Source organism: Rheinheimera sp. MM224 (assembly GCF_947090785.1).
In the GTDB taxonomy this organism is placed as follows: domain Bacteria; phylum Pseudomonadota; class Gammaproteobacteria; order Enterobacterales; family Alteromonadaceae; genus Pararheinheimera.
Genome location: NZ_OX352320.1, coordinates 1,217,627 through 1,237,086 on the forward strand (window position 1 = coordinate 1,217,627; position 19,460 = coordinate 1,237,086).

A 19,460-nucleotide genomic window follows, 5' to 3' on the forward strand; every position below is an offset into this window, starting at 1 on the left:
TCCCTTACATCGCCTGAACCCGCAGCTCATCGGAAGAGCGTGCGCGGTGACCAAGCAAGGTATTGACGTCACTTGTTTTGGGTTTAACCAGTTTGAACTTGCTTAAGTAGTTGTTGAAATCCGTCAGGATCCGGTGCGCTTTTTCGCTGCCGGTGGCCTCAACGTGTTGATGCAACAAGCTACGTAAGTGTTCCTGCAGAATTGGTGTGCTGACATCCAGCGCTTCCACCAGTTCAGGGTTCACCCGCAGGCATAAGTCATCCTGTTCATCTAATAAATAAGCAAAACCACCAGTCATACCAGCACCAAAGTTCACGCCGGTCTGACCTAATACCATCACCACACCACCAGTCATATATTCACAGCAGTTATCGCCTGTGCCTTCTACAACCACTATGGCGCCAGAGTTACGTACGGCAAAACGCTCACCGGCACGGCCAGCAGCGTAGAAACGACCACCTGTTGCACCATATAAACAGGTGTTGCCTGCAATAGTGGCGTCGTCTTTGGCATAGCTGACTCCCTTAGGCGGGAATATAGCAATTTGGCCACCTGTCATGCCTTTACCTACATAGTCGTTGGCATCACCTTGTAAGGATAAATGCAAACCACCAGCGTTCCAGACACCAAAGCTCTGGCCTGCAGTACCTACGCAGTTAATCACAATAGGGTCGGTCGCCATACCCTGATTGCCATGATGACGGGCAATAAAACCAGACAAGGCTGCGCCAACAGAACGGTCGGTATTGCGGATAGGCACAGTTAAGCGGCCACCGGTTTTATGTACCACCATATCTTTGCAGCGTTTCACCAGTTCCTGGTTTAACGCGCCATCGTCGAACGGGTCGTTATTTTGTACGCAGAACAAGGATTTATCTGATTTAACACCAGAGGCCAATAAAATTGGGCTCAGATCTAATTTCAGTTGTTTCTGCGTCTGGCCTTCGCGTACAGACAATAAATCAGTACGGCCAATCAGCTGCTCTAATGAAGTGACACCCAGTTCAGCCATCAGCTCACGCACTTCATGCGATAAGAACTTAAAGTAGTTCATCACCATTTCTGGTAAACCGGTAAAGTGATCGCGGCGTAATGTCGCATCCTGAGTAGCTACACCGGTCGCACAGTTATTCAGGTGGCAAATCCGTAAGAATTTGCAGCCTAAAGCCACCATAGGGCCGGTACCAAAACCAAAGCTTTCAGCACCTAAAATTGCGGCTTTGACTACGTCTAAACCGGTTTTTAAGCCACCGTCGACCTGCAGACGAACGCGGTCACGTAAACCGTTTTCAACCAGTGCCTGATGCACTTCAGCTAAACCCAGCTCCCATGGCGAACCAGCGTATTTGACCGACGTCAGCGGGCTTGCACCTGTGCCACCGTCATAACCTGATACGGTAATTAAATCGGCATAAGCTTTAGCCACACCGGTCGCAATAGTACCGACGCCTGGTTCTGACACTAACTTCACTGAAATCAGCGCTTCAGGGTTTACTTGTTTTAAGTCAAAAATCAGCTGAGCCAAATCTTCAATTGAATAAATATCGTGATGCGGCGGTGGTGAAATCAGCGTGACACCAGGTACTGAATAACGCAGGCGCGCTATTTCAGCTGTGACTTTTTCACCAGGCAACTGACCACCTTCACCCGGCTTAGCACCTTGAGCTACTTTGATCTGAATCACTTCAGCGTTCACCAGATAATGTGGTGTGACACCAAAACGACCTGAAGCCACCTGCTTAATTTTGCTGTTTTTCTCAGTACCAAAACGGCGTGGATCTTCACCGCCTTCGCCTGAGTTAGAGCGGCCACCTAAACGGTTCATCGCTATAGCCAAAGCTTCATGAGCTTCAGGGCTTAAAGCACCGATAGACATAGCGGCGCTGTCAAAACGCGGATACAGCTGCTCAGCGCTTTGCACTTGCTCCAAATCGACCGGAGTGGCATTGGCTTTGTTTAAGCTGAATAAGTCGCGTAAATGCGCTACAGGGCGCTGATTCACGAAGTCTGAATAGACTTTGTAATCGGCATATTTGCCACTGCGTACAGCTTTTTGCAGGCTTTGCACTACATCAGGGTTATAAGCGTGGTATTCGCCATCATGTACGTATTTCAGCTGGCCACCGTGATTCAGTGGTTTACGTTTTAACCAGGCACTGTTGGCACGGATTTGCACGTCTTGCTGGAAGTCAGCAAAGTCGGCACCCTGAATACGTGAAGGTAAATCAGGGAAACACAGCTTCATCACGTTCTGATTAATACCCACAGCCTCAAACAGGTTCGAACAGCGATAACTCGCTACAGTCGAAATACCCATTTTTGACATGATTTTGTACAGGCCTTTGTTAATACCTTTACGGTAATTCAGCACGGCCTGACGGGCGGTCAGATTCAGACTGCCTTTTTCCACTAACTGCTCAATAGTCTCATAGGCCAGGAATGGATAAATACCTGTAGCGCCTAAGCCTACCAGCACAGCAAAGTGATGCGGGTCACGTGTCGTTGCGGTTTCGATAATAATGTTTGAATCGCAGCGCAGCTGGTTATCCACTAAAGCGTGATGCACTGCGCCCACAGCCATTGCTGCCGGAATAGGGATCAGGCCTTGTTCGATACGACGGTCTGTTAAGATCACCAGCACCACTTTATCTTCACGCACCACACGCACAGCTTCAGCGCATACACGGCGCACTGCGGTTTCCAGATCTTCGTCGTTAGGATCGAAGTTCAAAGAAATAATATGGTGCTTGTAGTATTTCTCGTCAGCGGCTTTTAACTGTTTTAAATCGCTGTACATCATCACAGGCGATTCAAACTGGATACGGCGGGCATAACCTGCTGTTTCACTGAAGACGTTGTGTTCACGACCTATGCTGGTCGCCAGCGACATCACATGAGCTTCACGCAATGGATCTATAGGTGGGTTGGTGACCTGCGCAAACAACTGACGGAAATAGTCGTAGAAAGTACGGGTTTTTTGCGACAACACAGCCATTGGCGTATCGTCCCCCATAGAACCTACAGCTTCCTGGCCGTCTTTTGCCAGTACTGTCACTACCTGTTCGATTTCTTCATAGCTGTAGTTAAACAGCTTATGGAACACCATCATCTGATCGTCAGTGAATACACGTTTGCCTATTAAGTCAGTTTCAAACTGCTCGTAAGGCACTAAACGTTGCACGTTAGTGGACAACCATTTGCGGTAAGGGTGGCGAACCATTAAATCCTGGTCAATTTCTTCTGAGCGCCAGATTTTTCCTGTCTGCGTATCCACAGCCAGCATTTCGCCCGGGCCAACGCGGCCTTTTTCCTGCACTTCATCAGGTGTGTAATCCCAAATGCCAACTTCAGAAGCCAGCGTGATTAATTTGTCTTTGGTAATAACAAAGCGGGCAGGGCGCAAGCCGTTGCGGTCTAAGTTACAGGCCACATGCTGACCATTGGTCATGACAATACCAGCAGGACCATCCCAAGGCTCCATATGCATGGAGTTAAACTCATAGAAGGCTTTTAAGTTATCGTCCATCACCTTATTGCCTTGCCATGCTGGTGGCACCAGTAAACGCATAGCACGGAATAAATCCATACCACCGGCCAGCAGTAATTCCAGCATATTATCTAAAGAGCTGGAGTCTGACCCCGACTGGCTGACAAAAGGGGCTGCAGTGGGTAAGTCAGGTAATAAAGGCGACGAAAACTTATACTGACGGGCGCGGGCCCATTGTCTGTTGCCTGTAATGGTATTAATTTCGCCGTTATGTGCTAAAAAGCGGAATGGCTGAGCCAAAGCCCAACGTGGCATAGTATTAGTTGAGAAACGTTGGTGGAATACGCAAATGGCGGTTTCCATCCGAACGTCTGCTAAGTCCAGATAAAAACGCGGCAAATCTGCCGGCATCATCAGGCCTTTAAATACGGTCACCAGACAAGAAAAGCTTGGAATATAAAAATCCGCATCATCTGTCAGCTGCTTTTCGATACGGCGTCTGACCATATAAAGGCGACGCTCTAAATCGTGTTCGTTCCAGCCTGGCTGGGCACTGACAAAAGCCTGCTTAATCTGAGGCATAGAAGTGAGTGCTAAATCACCCAGCACCGACGTGTCCGTTGGCATATCACGCCAGCCGACCAGTGTCAGTGTCTCACGGGTAATTTCCTGTTCAATAATAGCGCGAGCCAGTTCGGCTTTAACCGGATCCTGACTAAAGAAGAAGATACCCACCCCATACTTTTTGCCCAAAACCCAGCCTTTCTCCTCTGCAATAGCACGGAAAAAACTATCGGGTTTTTGCATTAACAGGCCACAACCATCACCTGTTTTCCCATCCGCTGAAATTCCACCTCTGTGCTGCATGCGGTCTAAACCGCTAATTGCAGTGCGCACAATACGGTGGCTGGCGACGCCTTCTAAATGAGCGATCAGACCAAAGCCACAGTTCTCTCTTGCCTGACTGTGGTGATACAACGCCATGACTCTTCCTCCAACCTGTCCTGTAAAAAATAAATATACCCTTAGCTTCTGAAGCTGTGGCCTGGGTAACTGCGCTCTGTCGCCCGAATTACATAGCAGTACTATGTTGGTAAGAGCTCTATTACTCGTTAGCTAGCATTAACTTCAATAACTTCTGGGTAAAAATGTTAAATTTATGAATTATTATTCTTATATTTGGCGTTTTTATCTCTGAAAGAAAACAACAGCTCTGGTTTCAGTCAGTTAGGTGGTCCGCATAGTTGTTTTTATGGCGTTTAGACGTCTATCCATAAATAGACAATTAGATATACCCAGATCGGACGGAAATTGCAAGACCAGTCTGGCGCATTTAGCTGACTATTTTGCCGAAGGCTGTTATAAGGCGGTTTTGTAATAAAATTACATAATTAGGGCTTTTTTGCTGGTTTTTGTGCGGGGAGTATAAAAAAAAGGCCACTGATGTGACCTTTTTTTGTAATTTAAACGATATTTTTATGCGAAACTTATGCGTGATAACCGTTTGAAACACCTTTGACTGTTACTGCGACTGCATCGTGTGCATGCAAGGACTCATAGTGGTTCACCCGTAGCCAAAAATCGTCAAATTCAGTCAATTGGTTTAATGCGTGTTTTAAACGACGTGCTGCATCTTCACAGAACATCAGGTTCTGACCGTTTAAGCGGGCAAACTCCTGCTCGTCTGCACGTTTGACTGCTGCCTGTACCGGAGTTTGCAGAGCATCTTCAATCGCATCAATTAACGCAATCACAGGGAAATCTGTGACTTGATGGTTCAGCTGTACTTTTATTTCAGCAACAGAGCGCTGGCTGTGCGGTGTAGCCACTATACCCTGAGTTGTACCTAACCAGTCTTTGACTTGTTCAGCATTCACTTGAGCGTGACCGGCAAATTTAGCCACAAAAGCTTCCTGAATAAGCTGACGGGCTAAAGCTGCTGAACAAGGACAAGTTGAAGAGTAAGGCACATCGACCTTCATCTCTACACCTAACTTGCCATCTTTCAGCTGGCCTGTGATAGTCACAGGGTAAGCTTTCCAACCTTGTTTTTCTGTGATCAGCGCTTTACGGCGTAAGTGCAGTTCAAAATCAAACTTCACAAAAGCATGAGTACTTAAGTCTTCATGGCTGCTGATAAATTCGTGCAGCAGTTCGCTTAAAGTTGCAAAACTTAAGCTGGATTCAGTCGACAGTTGATCCAACAACAAATAAAGCCGTGACATATGAATGCCTTTGGCTTTTGGATCTTTTAAGTTCACAAAAGCTTCAACTTTGGCGCTGACCTGGCGTGGTGCTTCGCCTGCAACACTAAACATCAGTGGCAGTTCAATATTGCTCATGCCAACCCATTCCAACACACCTTCGGTGGTGGCGGATGAATGGTTAGCTACATCTGGCATAGTGGTCGGCATGAATACTCCAATGTCCATCAAATGCGAGCTCCCTATACCCGTCGTTCTTGAAGCCGCAGCTTTGTTGACTTCACGCTCTCGCCCCAGTCACATAGGACAACTATGCTCCTGGGGTCTCACTCGCTTGTCGTCGCGCTGCAACATCAATTACTAGGGTATAGATAAAAAGCTTCGCTGAAAATTTGGCGCACTTTATACCATATTTTGCCGCGTGGGCCGGTATAAAATCTGTGCAATATAAGCTGATTTTTTTCGAACAGCTTAAACGAAAAAAGCGAATACCCGACTAAATTCGTCGGATATTCGCTAAATTGGGATGGTGCAGCAGAAATTCAACTCTTTGTTTTTAAAGTTAAGGCTCAAATGTACCTTTAACTATGGCTTGGCCGTTTTGAACTAATTGGCGGCCTTTGGCAAACACATCACGGATAGTTAAATCACTTTTATGCAAAAGCACTAAATCGGCATCTAAACCTGCTGCAATATGGCCTTTGTGTTTCAGCCCTAAGACTGCTGCAGGAGCTGCGGTAATAGCGGTTATAGCATCAGTTAAAGCGACCTGATGCTCAAGCACGGCCTGGCGAGCCACCTGATATAAGCTTTGTACTTTACCAACCTCAAGCCCAATCAGCTCTCCATCGTTGTTATACAGAGGCAAACTGGCATTGCCATCTGAGCTTAAGGTTAAGTTCATAGCTGATACTCCGGCTTGCAAAGCCCGGGCTAAAGCCTGCGCTGCTGCCACTTCGCCATGCTGCAGATCATAAGCTGTGGTGCTGGTGGTAAAGTCAATCACACCGCCAGCTTTTGCAAACTCAATACCAGCCTGAAACAGCGCCTCATTGCGGTTTATATGAGTAGGGTAGAACTGGGATAATTTCAGTTCTGTGCCTGCAACTGCTTGCCACAGCGGCTGTAATAACGACTCGCCGCTACCTACATGCACACTGACTGCACCAGCTTTACCCGACAAAATGCCGCCGACTTTAGCTGCAGCCGCTACTTTACGTATTTCTTCAATGGTCGGCTGAGAGGATCGGAAATCACTGATAGCAATTTCGCCAACACCTATAAACTTGTCGATAAGGATCAGGTCATCCGTGATACTGCCCATTAAAGTACGGCATGGAATTTCGTAAGAGCCTGTATGGCAATAGGTAGTGATGCCTTCAGCTTCCAGGGCATGAGCCTTAGCCAGCAGATTGGTTAAGGTCCGGGTCGTAGCGTCTGTGCCTAATACACCAATAGCTGTAGTGACTCCGCCTAAAGTAGCGTTGGTTAATTGCATTTCAGGAGTGCGGCTGGCAAAACCACCTTCGCCACCCCCCCCAATAAAATGCACTAACGAATCAACAAAACCCGGTACTAAATAGCAGTCGCTGGCGTCTATGACTTCGACAGGTAAATTTGAATTACCAGTTTCTAAATCAATACCTAAAGCTGCGATTTGATGGCCGGCAACTAATACATCCATTACACCTGAATCTTGTGGGCTTATGATATGGGCATTTTTAAATAGCTTTATTGCGCTCATTGATAGTCCTTAGTTGTAATTCTTATTGGTAGCCAATAGCGACAGCGATTAAAATTGCGAGGCTTGCCAGAATAAAAAGCCAGAGCTGCAAACGCCAGGCAAACTTTGCCCATAACATCCAGTCGACTCTCACCACTCCCAAACAGCCAATTAAAGATGCAGAGGTAGGCACTATGCAGTTGGTTAAACCATCTCCCAATTGAAAAGCTAAAACGGCAATTTGACGGGATACCCCAACTAAATCGGCCAAAGGCGCAACCAAAGGCATAGTTAAAGCGGCCTGGCCTGAACCTGAAGTGACAAAGAAGTTAAACACCGACTGGAAAATCAACATAAACCAGGCTGACATATAGCTGGATACGCCATCAAAGCTGCTACCAGCATAATGCAACAGGGTGTTGAGTATTGAAGGTTCTGTTGCGTCGTCGCCGCCTAATAACAACACTATGCCTTTGGCCATACCTACAATCATGGCGGCTGGTAATAACTCAGCTGCACCTTGTTTAAAGGCATCAGCCGATTCATTCACCGTGATACGTTTTCCGGCTATAGCCAAAATCGCAGTGGCTATACCTAAAGCAAAAAACTGAGTGGCAATTTCCGGAATATAGTAGCCTCGCGCTACCACACCCCAAATGACCCAAATAATACCTGCCACAAAAAGCAATAAGATGGCGGCGTCCAATTTGCCAAAATGACTGCTTTGTTGTTCCTGCTGCTGTGCACGAAGTTTTTGATCTGACTCAAAACTGACGGAAAGCTCTGGATTCTTTTTAATTTTGGCGGCGTAACGCATAGTGAAGATAATGCCAAATAAGGTGAACAGCAGCCAAAGCACAATACGGTAATCTGCGCCTGACATCAGAGGTAAACCTGCAATTCCCTGAGCTATAGCCACACTAAAAGGGTTCATCCAGGAGGTGGCAAAACCAATCTGAGTGGCAATGTAAGTGACCAGCACAGTGGTTATAGCGTCGTAGCCTAAAGCCAGCATTAAAGGCAGTAGCACTATACAAAAGGCGATGGCCTCTTCACCCATTCCAAAGACGGCTCCACCTAAAGAAAACAGCAGGAACATCAGAGGGATAAATAAAAAGTCTATGTCTTTGGTTTTGGTTATTAATGCCAGTATGCCGTTATTGACGGCACCGGTTTTCATAATGATGCCAAAGGCACCACCAGTCAGCAGAATAAAGGCAATTACACCAATAGCTGCACCCATTTTATCGCCTGAAACCATACCTTCGAAGGCGTAGTTTAAAAAGCCAACCTGGCCGCCTTCACCAAACAAGGGCACTGCTTTATTTTGTTCCGTCGCGAGCTGAAAGCTGTTTGGATCAATACGGGCTTTAACCGTTTCACCTGCGGCATTGACAGTTTCCGGCAGCATCTGAAAATAACCGGCCGGAATAAGATGAGATGCAATAGCTGCAGCTATCATCACAAAAAAAAGTATGACAAAGGCGTCCGGCATGCTGACCGGTTTTTTAGTTGTAACTTGCATGAGATGTACCTGTTGAGTTGAAATAACAGCGCCGACTGAGACAAAAAGCTGATTTATAACATCAGTTTATAGCTATAAAGACGGCATGAATAACCAAAACCAGTAATAAACTGGTGGTTTGGCTACTCGTTAAACCACTCCGAAAGGTAGTAAGGCGAGTAGTAATATGTAGTGAGCGATAACGCATTTTTCAGCATATTACAGGCAGACTTTGAAACTCTAAGAACGGTTAGAATTAACCAGTTCCAACAGAGCTGTCAATCAAAGTTGTATTAGATGGTATCGGTCTGGTTGAAAAATGAGCTTTTTTAGCTGTATTCAGTTGTTTCAGCTTGTCCCTTACGAAAATTTTCAGGACAAGCGCCAAGTTGATCTGGCAGACTTAATCCCTCAGTTTACTGTTTTTGCGGGCAGTTTCTTTAGCAGGCATTTAATGCAACAAAACGTTCATCCTTTCGTCAGACGTCTGGCGGGTTTTTTAAAGCAATGGGGCTGGTTACAGTGTTTTTGCCTGTGTTTTATTTTATTGCAGGCCTTAACTGGAGTTATCACTGGTTTATACAGCTTGTTGCTGCACGATATGGTGCTTTGGTCCATGGTGCTGGGCGCTTTGCTGTTTTCCGCCTCTATGACACCAGCTTTTTTACTCTGTAGCTTTTATTTAGTTCGCCATCTGGATGAAGCGCTGTTTTATTTGCAGGATTCGATACGGCAGGAAAAGCTGTTGAATCAGAATATGCAGGAAACTATTCGTCAGCTGAACTTCGAAATTGAAGAGCGGAAAAAGGCTTTCCAGGCCAAGCGCCGCGCTGTTGATGAATTGCGTCGTGAAATTACTGAACGCCGTAAAACCCAGCAAGAGCTGGAAGAACAAAGTTTATTAATCCGCTCTATAGTCGACAGCTCCCCTGACTTATTCTACTACCGTGATGAAACTGGTCGTTTTGTCAGTTGCAATAAGATGTTTGAAGTCATTATGGGCAAATCGGCGAAGGAGCTGATAGGCCATTATCCGGCTGAACTCTACGATGCTGAATCTACGCCTATTGCTATTTTGACCGATCAGGAGATTTCAGCCAGCAGAGTAGAGCTGACCTTAGATGTGGATTATCAAACACCAGATGGCCGCATGTTATGGTTTGAAATGCGCAAAGTGCCATTTTTTGATAAACAAGGTCGCTACATTGGCTTACTTGGTTTTGGCCGGGATATTACCTCACGTAAACTTGCTGAGCAGGCACTGGAAAAAGCCTATCAGGATAAAGGTAAGTTTATCGCCACTTTAAGTCATGAACTGCGTACACCGTTAAACGGTATTGTAGGTTTAACAAGGCGTCTGTTGGAAAGTCCTTTGTCGACTGAGCAACGCAGCTGGAGCAATACTATCTTCAGCAGCGCCGAGACCTTAGGTAATATTTTTAACGATATTATCGACTTAGATAAAATTGATCGACAGGACTTAGACATTGTTTATCAGTCGGTACAACTCTGCGATTTTGTGCACGATATCTGTAATTTTGCCCACTTAATCTGTCAGCAAAAAGGTTTGACCTTTATTGAGCCTGAAGCAGTACCAAGTCAGCTTTATGTTCGTCTGGACCCGACACGGGTGCGCCAGGTATTATGGAACTTAATTAATAATGCGGTGAAATTCACTGCCCGTGGTTCAGTGCAACTTGGCGTTTCCATAAGCACTGATAATCCGGCAGAGCTTTGTTTTAGTGTGACTGATACAGGTATAGGTATTGTCGAGGCGGAGCAGCAACGCATTTTTGATATGTACTATAAATCCAGTGATGGCAGGCGTTTAAGCATAGTGGGGTCTGGTATAGGTTTATCTGTGTCCCGGGCTTTAGTTGAAGCTATGTCGGGCCATATCAAGCTTGAAAGTTCAGTAGGTAAGGGCAGTACTTTTATCATGTCACTGCCTGCAGAGCTCACATCAGCTCCTGCTGCATTGCCACAAGCCCAGTATCCGGCTTTAACTATCTTGTTGGTTGAAGACGTGCCGCTAAATGCTGAGATAGCGATAAACTTATTGGAGCAACGTGGTCATCAGGTGATTTTGGCAGAAACAGGTGAAGACGCTTTAGCTTTGCTGGAAACTGAAGATGATATAGATCTGGTGCTTTTAGATATGCAATTGCCGGATATGTCCGGCGATCAGGTCGCACGTTTTATCCGTGCTGAACCTTCTTTGGCCAGATTACCTGTGGTGGTATTAAGTGCCAACGTACGTAAAGCCGAGCAGCAGCTAAAAGATGTGCGGGTCGATGGTGCTTTAGCAAAACCTATCAATACCAATAAGTTGGATCAGATTTTACATCAGCTGTTTGGTGCTCCTGCTCCGAAAGAAATCACCGCCGAAAAAGCTCTTGATCAGCAAATTCTTGATCAGCAAACCCTGGATGATTATCTGCAATCTTTAGGTAAAACCACCATGTTACGCAGCGTGCAGTTGTTTGTGCAGTTACTGCCAGGTTATATCAATAAGATGGTGGAAACTGCAGTACAGCAGGACGTCATTGAATTTCAGGAAGCTGCACACAAACTAAAAGGTGCAGCTGCTTCTGTTGGCTTGTTGTGGGTGCAACATCAGGCAAAGTTAATGGAACAGGCGACTGAATTGCAAGGCGTGGAAAAGCAGCTGATCAATTTCCATATAACAATAGAGCGGCACTTGGCTACTCTGCAAGAATATATTGAAGCTTGGGCTTGAGCTGTTTTCCCTGAAGCTGACTGCGCCATTTGATTTACATCTTACTTAGATAAAAGAAGGGCGGGTACAAGACCCGCCCTCAGATTTTTTTGGTATCGGAATTATTTTTCCAGTTTACCAACGAAGCGGTAACCTTCACCGTGGATGGTGCTGATCAGCTCCGGGCTATCTACGTCAGATTCAAAATGCTTACGGATACGGCGAATGGTTACATCCACAGTTCTGTCATTTGCTCTGAGTTCACGGCCTGTCATATGGCGGATCAGTTGTTCGCGGGTGAAAATTTTACCCGGGCTGTCCAGCATTAAACGTAAGGCACGGTATTCACCTTTAGGTAAACGGCGTGACACGCCCTCTGGAGAGGTCAGGTTACGGCTGTTCTCATCCAATACCCAACCATTAAATTTCACTACACTTTTATGCTCTTCCACTACAGGTTGAGACACAGTGCGGTTTAACAGGTTGCGGGCACGAATAGTCAGTTCACGTGGGTTAAAAGGTTTAGTCAGGTAATCGTCAGCGCCAATTTCCAGACCTAAAATGCGATCGACTTCACTGTCACGTCCGGTCAGAAAAATCAGACCCACGTTTTCTTTCTGGCGTAATTCACGGGCCAGGATCAGACCGTTTTTACCAGGCAGATTGATATCCATAACAATCAGATTGACTTTGTGTTCAGCCAGTTTCTGGTTCATTTCTTCGCCATTCACTGCTTCAACCACATCATAGCCTTCGCCTTCAAACAGGCTGACCAGATTCAGTCGTGTTACTTCTTCATCTTCAACAATCAGAATAACAGGGGTCTGCATTATGCTTAAACCTTATGTGAACGTAATTAAGTATTTGATTTGTATATTTTTAGAAAGAGAGTGACCCATGGTCAATGTCTGCACAATTATATAGACCACAGATTTTGTTAACAAGTGGATTTGTTAACAATTAGTGTTACCTAATGTAAGTTGTTGAAAAACATCCTGTTGTTCAGATTTTTTATCTTATTTAGGAATTACAGGGAAGTCGATTTGAATGTCTATGCCATGATCCAAAGAACTTTCCAGCTGAATTTTGCCGTTTAAAGCTTGTGTCACTAAGTTATAGACTAAGTGCATACCCAGGCCGCTGCCACCTTCGCCTCTTTTTGTAGTGACAAAGGGATCAAAGATGCGCTTCTTAATATTCTCAGGTACGCCGGCGCCGTTGTCCTGGTAATGCAAGTAACAACGACTGTTGGCCAGAGTTACGCTTATCGTCATGGTGCCTTGTTCCATATGTTCAAAGGCATGAATAAGGCTGTTCATAATAAGGTTTATCAAAATCTGACTGATTGGGCCTGGTTTACTTTCCAGTTCCAGATGTTCATCGCAGTGCAGCACGACCTGATGTTGAGTTTTCTTCAGGTTTGGACGCAGTGATAACAGTACTTCGTTTAACAGCTGATGCATATTGAAGTATCTTCTGTTGTCGTTGGACTGATCGACAGCCACTTGCTTAAAGCTACGGATAAGGTTGGCGGCGCGTTCAAGATTACGGTAAATAATGCCCAGATTTTCTGCGCTGTCGCTAAGGAATTTTGCCAGTTGATTCGAAGTTAACTTCTTATCATCAAAAGCTTTTTGTATTTCTGCCAGCTTATCCTGCATCAAAGTTGAAGCTGTAACACCAAGGCCTATAGGTGTATTTACTTCATGAGCTACACCGGCCACCATCTGGCCTAAACTGGCCATTTTTTCAGTTTCAACAATCTGATTCTGGTACTGGTGTAAGGTAGATAAGGTGTTCAGTAAATCCTGATTTGAGGTTTTCAGAGCCAGTGTTCTGTCATTGATTTTTTGCTCCAAATCCTGGTTTAGCTGGCGTATTTCACTTTCAGCACTACGCAGTTTAGTGATCTGCTGCTCAGTTCTGTCGAGCATAGTGTTCACTGCGCGGCCCAGATTATGGAATTCCGTGATTTCCATAGCTGGCACACGAATTTGGTAGTCTTTTTCTTTTGATACTTTTTGCACCAGAGTCAGCAGGCTATACAAGGGCTGGGTAAAACGTCGCTGTAATCTGTTGGCGATAATAAAAGCACCAATTAAAGAGCAGAGTGCAATTAAAATATCGAACAATACCCGGTTTTGTACATAACGGCTTAATTCTTCCAGACTGGCTCGAATATAGACATAACCTAATAATTTACCGTCAGATTCTATTTTTTTTGTCAGCTCCATCACCCCATCGCCTATGGTGGCGTTTTGGTACTGTTCTACTTTATTAAACTGAGTAGGATAGGGGCCAACATCTCTTCTGTTGTAACTGGCGAAAAAGCTCAGCTCACCTTTCTCTTGTAGTTTATAAATATGAATGTTGTGCAGGCGTGATTCTGCAGCAAAAGATGCCAGGCGTCTGTCTTCTATTTCTGAATCATCAATTTCGATGGAACCTACAGCGTTAAAAGCAATAATGGCGGCATAAGAGTGCAGTTGTTCTGACAGGTTTTTCTTTTCAGCTTTAATATCCTGCAAGGTGGCAATGGTTAAAGAAATACAAAGTGTGATGCTACAAATCAGCATGACAACCCATATCAGTGCACCTTTGATTGAACTCGCTTTTAAAGCTGGACCCATTAATCCTTCCGTCATCAGTCAATCTGTTATCGAAGCTATAATATTGAAGTTACACGCATTTGCAAACTTTCACCAGTTAGCACACTGACAAAAAAATAAAACGGGTTTATAGTGGATGCACTTGTGGCGACGAGGACAAACCATGGACTTATGGGATAACTACAAAACGAGTGTTTTTTTGTGCCATCAACCTCTTGGCGATCAAATTAACTTTGCAATTATTAGCGCGCAAAACCCCTGTGGCCATGTTCAAACCCCCTCCAGAAACTTACTACTAGATAATCACTTTGCTAACACCCTCGACAGCATGAATGTGCCTTACCGTAAAATTGTTGGTTGTTCCCCTGATTTGAGTTTTCAGGAAAAAAGCTGGGCTGTGCTTTGCGATAAAACCAAAGCTATTAAGCTGGCCATTATGTTTGAGCAACATGCGATTTATTGGGTAGAGCAGGGCAAGTTGTTTCTTGTACCAGCGCTGTTGCAGCAAGATGAAGAGTATTTGGGTGAGTTTAACCCGCGCCAGATTGTATTGGGCTAGTTGAATAAAAGCAGAGCTAGTCTTTCAGCACTTGCAGTATGGGTTCTATTTTCTGACCTAAAGCATATTCCAGCTTCAGGCGTTTCAGCTTTTGTTTGTGGGCTTCATCTTCGTCTGAGGGCACTGTTAAAAACTCTTTGAAATCAGCAACGCAGATACACAACATGGCAGGTTTTGCCATGTTCTCCAGCTGACCAAGTCTGTAAATCTGATGAGGACAGGCCTGGGTTCTTTCCGGCGACTGAATACAGTCAGCCACAGTTGAAGCACTGAAGGTTAATCCAGCCAGCACAACCAAAACCAGTCTCATCAGCAGATCCTTTTATTTGCGGTCTTTTTTACAATAATAAACCACAAAACCGTCACGACGACCAAGCTCTTTTACCTGACCAAAAATTTCAGTCAATTGAGCCACATAAGGTAAATGCACATTAGCCACTAAAGTTAAAGTACCACCTGGTTTTAACTCATTAAAAGCATCGCGGAAAAACTGCTCACTGATATGGTAGTCCGTTTTTAAACCTGTGTGGAAAGGCGGATTGCTGACAATATGGTCATAAGCCGCGCTACGGGACGGAATGCCATCTGCAGCTATGGTTTCACCAGGCAGTTTATTCGCCTTTAAAGTGGCAGCTGTAGAGCTGACAGCTAAAGTGCTGATGTCAGAGGCTGTTAATTTGATTTCCGGATGTCTTTTTACTAAAAAGGCACCGATAAAACCTGCACCACAAGCAAAATCCAACACTTTACCTTGCTGAATATGGCCTAAATGCTCCAACAGTAAGTTCGTGCCTAAATCCAATTTGCCATGATTAAACACGCCAGGCAAAGAGCAAAGCTTTAAGCTAATACCGGATTTTTCGATACTAAACTGATGAAACTCTGCGGTTTTTAACTCGCTTTGTAACAGACCATCCAGTTCAAACCATAAGCAATGTTTGGCATTGTCATGTTTAAAGGCTTTTAACCCCAGCTTTTCAGCCTGATTACCTAAGCTTTTAATGCCACCTTTGTTATCGCCAACCAGATAAACTTCGGTTTTGTCGTTCAGTACTGTTTTGATCTGGGCTAAAGAGCTTTGCAGCTGATCTTTGCTTTTAGGGTAAAACAGCACCACTCGGTCTACTGTTAAATCCGCTGGCAAAGCATCACCCAAATAACATGGGCTTTTGCTTTGCTGCTGCCAGTTATTAGCAACAGCTATGTTTGAGGTTAAACAAAACAGCTCCAGCTCTGGCGCTTTTTGTTTTAATTCAGCCGCCAGACGGTCGGCCATAGGTTCTACCAGCAGCACTTTGCCTGATAAAAAATCAATATTACGCAGCAGCAGCTGACTGGTATTGTCCAACATATTAATCAACCTTCTTAAACATCAGATCCCAAACGCCATGGCCTAAATTAACACCACGGTTTTCGAATTTAGTCAGAGGTCTATGCTCAGGGCGTGGCACATAGTCATTGGTTTCTGACAGGTTGCTGTAACCTTCGGCAACTTTCATCACTTCCAGCATATGTTCAGCGTAGTTTTCCCAGTCAGTTGCCATATGAAATACACCACCGATTTTTAACTTGCGGCGTAATAACTGGGCAAACTCAGCCTGAACAATACGTCTTTTATGGTGACGTTTTTTATGCCATGGATCAGGGAAAAACAGTTGCACTGTGCTTAGGCTGTTGTCGGCAATAGAGTCGTTTAAAATTTCGATGGCATCGTGTTCAAACACACGCAGGTTTTTTACGCCTTCAGTTTCGGCTTCACCTAAACAAGCACCTACACCTGGTTTATGTACTTCGATACCAATAAAGTCTTTATCCGGTGCAGCTTTAGCCATTTGCACCAAAGATTTGCCCATGCCAAAACCAATTTCCAGCACTAAGTCGGCTTCACGGCCAAAGACTGCTTTCATATCGTAAGGCGTGGCCTGATGCTCAAGACCCATAGTGGGCCAGAATAAATCTAAACTGCGCTGCTGGCCTTTGGTCAGACGACCTTCCCTTAAAACAAAGCTACGGATACGGCGCAGGTATTTGTTTTCCTGAAGCTCATCGTCCTGTGGCTCTGTGTTTGGTTGTTCCGGGTGGGTCATCTTGGTCTCCAAAAAATGTGATGCAGCCTGCTGCTGCATTAAGTGCTATCGAATGCGGCGCGTATTATCCTTGTTCTGCTGCTAATGCTCAACCGCTAATCTTGATTCAACAAAAACAGCAAAAATGCTAGGCTATACATCGTTTTGAATTATTGAACCTGAGTAGTGATAGCAGTGCTGACTTCTGAGTATTTAACTTGCCCTGATCTTTTTGCCGATACTGTGGTCGACTGGCAAAAAACCGATGGCCGTAATGCCTTGCCATGGCAACAAGACCCAAGCCCATACAGAGTGATGGTCAGCGAACTGATGTTGCAGCAAACTCAGGTTACTACAGTGATCCCTTATTTTCAGCGCTGGATGCAAAAGCTGCCTGATATTCATGCCTTAGCAGCCGCAGATACCGACACTGTAATGGCGTTATGGCAGGGCTTAGGCTATTACGCCAGAGCCCGTAATCTACATAAAGCCGCTAAATACATAGTGTTTGATTTAGGTGAGTTTCCTTTTGAATTAAATAACTTATTAACCATTCCTGGTATTGGTCTTTATACAGCAGGTGCTATCCGCTCTTTTGCTTATGATGCTTATGGCCCCATAGTGGATGGTAATGTAAGGCGTTTATTCTGCCGTTTATTTGGTATCGAAGGTGTGCCAACCACTTCTGCAGTGGATAAAAAGTTGTGGGCTTTGGCCGATTTATTAACACCAAAACAAAACAACAGACGTTTTGCGCAAGCCTTGTTGGACTTAGGCGCTACAGTTTGCAAACCCAAGCAGGCGGATTGTTTAAGTTGCCCGCTTCAAACTCAGTGTGTGGCTTTTAATACAGGCCGTGTGGCCGAGTTACCAACTGCTAAACCTAAAAAAACCACCCCAACCAAAGCAGGACATTTTTTGTGGATAGAGCAAGGCGATAAGCTGTTGCTGCAAAAAAGACCAGACTCCGGTATCTGGGCTGATTTATGGTCTTTACCCCAGGTAGACGAAACGGCTGAAGTTTTGTCGCAAGCCAAACTACAGGGCCAATTTCAACATGTGTTTTCGCATTACAAGTTAGATGCTTCGGTCTGGCATCCGGTGTCAGGTGTATCCGAGCCTGCAGGCAGCAGTTGGTATAACAAAGAGCAAGTGATGGAGATTGGTTTACCTGCCCCTATTCGTAGCTGGATTGAAAAGAACTGGCTGAATAAAAGCTAACTGCTTGCGATGAAGTCGTTTACAATATCGGCCTTTTTAAAAGCTAAGCATTGAGGTGAATAATGTCCCGTCAGGTATTTTGTGTTTATTTGCAAAAAGAAGCAGCAGGTTTAGATTTTCAGCTGTACCCGGGTGAGCTTGGCAAAAAAATCTTCGACAGCATCAGCAAAGAAGCCTGGGCTTTATGGCAGTCGAAACAAATTATGCTGATCAATGAAAAAAAGCTGAATATGATGAATCTGGAACACCGCAAATTGCTGGAAGAACAGATGCAGCAATTTTTATTTGAAGGCAAAGAAGTTCAGATCGAAGGTTACGTTCCTAAAGCCAAATAAATCCAGCAAATCTCTAAGGCGTGGCTGGTTTAAAGTCACGCCTTTCTTTATAATTCGCATTAGAAAAATTAATTCTATTTTACCTAAGGCTGCAGGCTATGGCTCGGCGCTTACCCCCTCTTAATGCGTTAAAGGCTTTTGAAACTGCGGCCCGTCATCTTAGTTTTACTAAAGCGGCTGAAGAGATGTTTGTTACTCAGGCTGCTATTAGTCATCAGATCAAAGCACTGGAAGACCATTTAGGTTTAAAGCTGTTTATGCGGAAAAACCGCTCTTTGCTGTTAACCGAAGAAGGCCAGAGTTTCTTTTTAGATATTAAAGAGATTTTCCTGCAGCTGCACGAAGCCACAGAGAAGTTATTAGCCCGTGGTGCCAAAGGCTCCTTAACCGTGAGTTTGCAGCCGAGCTTTGCTATTCAGTGGCTGGTACCGCGTTTAAGTTTATTTAGTGAAGAGCATTCCGATATAGACGTGCGGATTAAAGCGGTCGACTCAGATGAAGGCTCGTTAACAGACGATGTAGACGTGGCAATTTATTATGGCCGCGGCAGCTGGCGGAATTTGCATGCCGACAAACTGCATACTGAATATTTACTGCCGGTTTGTTCGCCTTTGTTATTAAACGGCAGCAAGCCATTAAAAGATGTAGCAGATTTACGCCATCATACCTTGTTGCACGATGGTTCGCGTCAGGCTTGGAAGGACTGGTTTGTCAGTCAGGGGTTTAAGAACTTTAACGTCAATCAGGGGCCGATTTTTTCACATACAGCTATGGTATTGCAGGCCGCTATTCATGGTCAGGGCGTGGCTTTAGCGCATAACGTTATGGCAAGGCCAGATATTAACTCAGGCCGGTTAATAGTGCCGTTTCACCATGTATTGTTGAGTAAAGACTCGCATTATCTGGTATGCCGTGAAAACCAGACTGAGCTTGGTAAAATTGTCGCGTTCAGGCAGTGGATGGCGAAACAGGTTGAGCTTGATCAGCAGGATTTTGCTGAACAACATTTTAATAATTCGACACCGGATTAATT

Annotated in this window: 14 protein-coding genes; 5 read left to right on the top strand and 9 right to left on the bottom strand. The window is 45.0% G+C overall.

The window, feature by feature from the left end; all coding sequences use genetic code 11:
* Positions 1–4 precede the first annotated feature (4 nt).
* The 4 genes from gltB to yfcC form a co-directional block, all read right to left on the bottom strand.
* Entirely contained in the window at positions 5–4,471 is a 4,467-nt protein-coding gene (gene gltB / locus OM978_RS05690) for a glutamate synthase large subunit (protein WP_264345926.1), read from the bottom strand.
* A 503-nt stretch (positions 4,472–4,974) separates the two neighbouring features.
* Positions 4,975–5,919: a GTP cyclohydrolase FolE2 gene (gene folE2 / locus OM978_RS05695; RefSeq protein WP_264345927.1), complete on the bottom strand. Its 945-nt coding sequence runs from the start codon at positions 5,917–5,919 to the stop codon at positions 4,975–4,977.
* A gap of 334 nt (positions 5,920–6,253) precedes the next feature.
* Positions 6,254–7,435 (bottom strand): beta-aspartyl-peptidase, encoded by a 1,182-nt coding sequence (iadA, locus tag OM978_RS05700; RefSeq protein ID WP_264345928.1) that lies wholly within the window; start codon positions 7,433–7,435, stop codon positions 6,254–6,256.
* Between the two features lie 22 nt (positions 7,436–7,457).
* Positions 7,458–8,939 (bottom strand): putative basic amino acid antiporter YfcC, encoded by a 1,482-nt coding sequence (gene yfcC / locus OM978_RS05705; RefSeq protein ID WP_264345929.1) that lies wholly within the window; start codon positions 8,937–8,939, stop codon positions 7,458–7,460.
* 433 nt (positions 8,940–9,372) lie between these two features.
* Here yfcC and OM978_RS05710 point away from each other — a divergent pair, with 433 nt between their 5' ends.
* Complete coding sequence (locus tag OM978_RS05710) at positions 9,373–11,658, top strand: ATP-binding protein (RefSeq protein ID WP_264345930.1); 2,286 nt, start codon at positions 9,373–9,375, stop codon at positions 11,656–11,658.
* A 101-nt stretch (positions 11,659–11,759) separates the two neighbouring features.
* Here OM978_RS05710 and arcA read toward each other — a convergent pair whose 3' ends face one another.
* Together arcA and OM978_RS05720 are read right to left on the bottom strand one after the other, a co-directional pair.
* A complete protein-coding gene (arcA, locus tag OM978_RS05715) occupies positions 11,760–12,467 on the bottom strand; it encodes a two-component system response regulator ArcA (RefSeq protein ID WP_053425457.1) in 708 nt (235 codons plus the stop codon).
* Positions 12,468–12,653: 186 nt separating this feature from the next.
* On the bottom strand, positions 12,654–14,267 hold the full coding sequence (locus OM978_RS05720) for a HAMP domain-containing histidine kinase (protein ID WP_264345931.1): 1,614 nt from the start codon (positions 14,265–14,267) through the stop codon (positions 12,654–12,656).
* Between the two features lie 142 nt (positions 14,268–14,409).
* Here OM978_RS05720 and OM978_RS05725 point away from each other — a divergent pair, with 142 nt between their 5' ends.
* Complete coding sequence (locus tag OM978_RS05725; RefSeq protein WP_233009589.1) at positions 14,410–14,805, top strand: DUF3293 domain-containing protein; 396 nt, start codon at positions 14,410–14,412, stop codon at positions 14,803–14,805.
* A gap of 16 nt (positions 14,806–14,821) precedes the next feature.
* Here the strand turns inward: OM978_RS05725 and OM978_RS05730 are convergent, their stop codons facing one another.
* The 3 genes from OM978_RS05730 to trmB are packed head-to-tail and all read right to left on the bottom strand — an operon-like array spanning position 14,822 to position 16,892.
* Positions 14,822–15,115, bottom strand: coding sequence for a hypothetical protein (locus tag OM978_RS05730; protein WP_264345932.1), 294 nt, complete (start codon positions 15,113–15,115; stop codon positions 14,822–14,824).
* 12 nt (positions 15,116–15,127) lie between these two features.
* Positions 15,128–16,156 (bottom strand): class I SAM-dependent methyltransferase, encoded by a 1,029-nt coding sequence (locus tag OM978_RS05735; RefSeq protein WP_264345933.1) that lies wholly within the window; start codon positions 16,154–16,156, stop codon positions 15,128–15,130.
* A gap of 1 nt (position 16,157) precedes the next feature.
* Positions 16,158–16,892, bottom strand: a complete 735-nt coding sequence (gene trmB, locus OM978_RS05740) for a tRNA (guanosine(46)-N7)-methyltransferase TrmB (protein WP_233009592.1) — start codon at positions 16,890–16,892, stop codon at positions 16,158–16,160.
* Positions 16,893–17,066: 174 nt separating this feature from the next.
* Here trmB and mutY point away from each other — a divergent pair, with 174 nt between their 5' ends.
* From mutY to OM978_RS05755, 3 genes are all read left to right on the top strand, one after another.
* Positions 17,067–18,092, top strand: coding sequence for an A/G-specific adenine glycosylase (mutY, locus tag OM978_RS05745; protein ID WP_264345934.1), 1,026 nt, complete (start codon positions 17,067–17,069; stop codon positions 18,090–18,092).
* Between the two features lie 62 nt (positions 18,093–18,154).
* Complete coding sequence (locus OM978_RS05750) at positions 18,155–18,427, top strand: oxidative damage protection protein (protein ID WP_008900661.1); 273 nt, start codon at positions 18,155–18,157, stop codon at positions 18,425–18,427.
* Between the two features lie 98 nt (positions 18,428–18,525).
* On the top strand, positions 18,526–19,458 hold the full coding sequence (locus OM978_RS05755) for a transcriptional regulator GcvA (protein WP_233079235.1): 933 nt from the start codon (positions 18,526–18,528) through the stop codon (positions 19,456–19,458).
* Positions 19,459–19,460 lie beyond the last annotated feature (2 nt).

Coding starts and splice junctions, on each gene's coding strand:
- OM978_RS05725 (WP_233009589.1), top strand. CDS start 14,410: ATGGACTTATGGGATAACTACAAAACGAGTGTTTTTTTGTGCCATCAA.
- OM978_RS05730 (WP_264345932.1), bottom strand. CDS start 15,115: ATGAGACTGGTTTTGGTTGTGCTGGCTGGATTAACCTTCAGTGCTTCA.
- OM978_RS05710 (WP_264345930.1), top strand. CDS start 9,373: ATGCAACAAAACGTTCATCCTTTCGTCAGACGTCTGGCGGGTTTTTTA.
- gltB (WP_264345926.1), bottom strand. CDS start 4,471: ATGGCGTTGTATCACCACAGTCAGGCAAGAGAGAACTGTGGCTTTGGT.
- OM978_RS05755 (WP_233079235.1), top strand. CDS start 18,526: ATGGCTCGGCGCTTACCCCCTCTTAATGCGTTAAAGGCTTTTGAAACT.
- yfcC (WP_264345929.1), bottom strand. CDS start 8,939: ATGCAAGTTACAACTAAAAAACCGGTCAGCATGCCGGACGCCTTTGTC.
- OM978_RS05735 (WP_264345933.1), bottom strand. CDS start 16,156: ATGTTGGACAATACCAGTCAGCTGCTGCTGCGTAATATTGATTTTTTA.
- OM978_RS05720 (WP_264345931.1), bottom strand. CDS start 14,267: ATGGGTCCAGCTTTAAAAGCGAGTTCAATCAAAGGTGCACTGATATGG.
- arcA (WP_053425457.1), bottom strand. CDS start 12,467: ATGCAGACCCCTGTTATTCTGATTGTTGAAGATGAAGAAGTAACACGA.
- folE2 (WP_264345927.1), bottom strand. CDS start 5,919: ATGGACATTGGAGTATTCATGCCGACCACTATGCCAGATGTAGCTAAC.
- iadA (WP_264345928.1), bottom strand. CDS start 7,435: ATGAGCGCAATAAAGCTATTTAAAAATGCCCATATCATAAGCCCACAA.
- trmB (WP_233009592.1), bottom strand. CDS start 16,892: ATGACCCACCCGGAACAACCAAACACAGAGCCACAGGACGATGAGCTT.
- OM978_RS05750 (WP_008900661.1), top strand. CDS start 18,155: ATGTCCCGTCAGGTATTTTGTGTTTATTTGCAAAAAGAAGCAGCAGGT.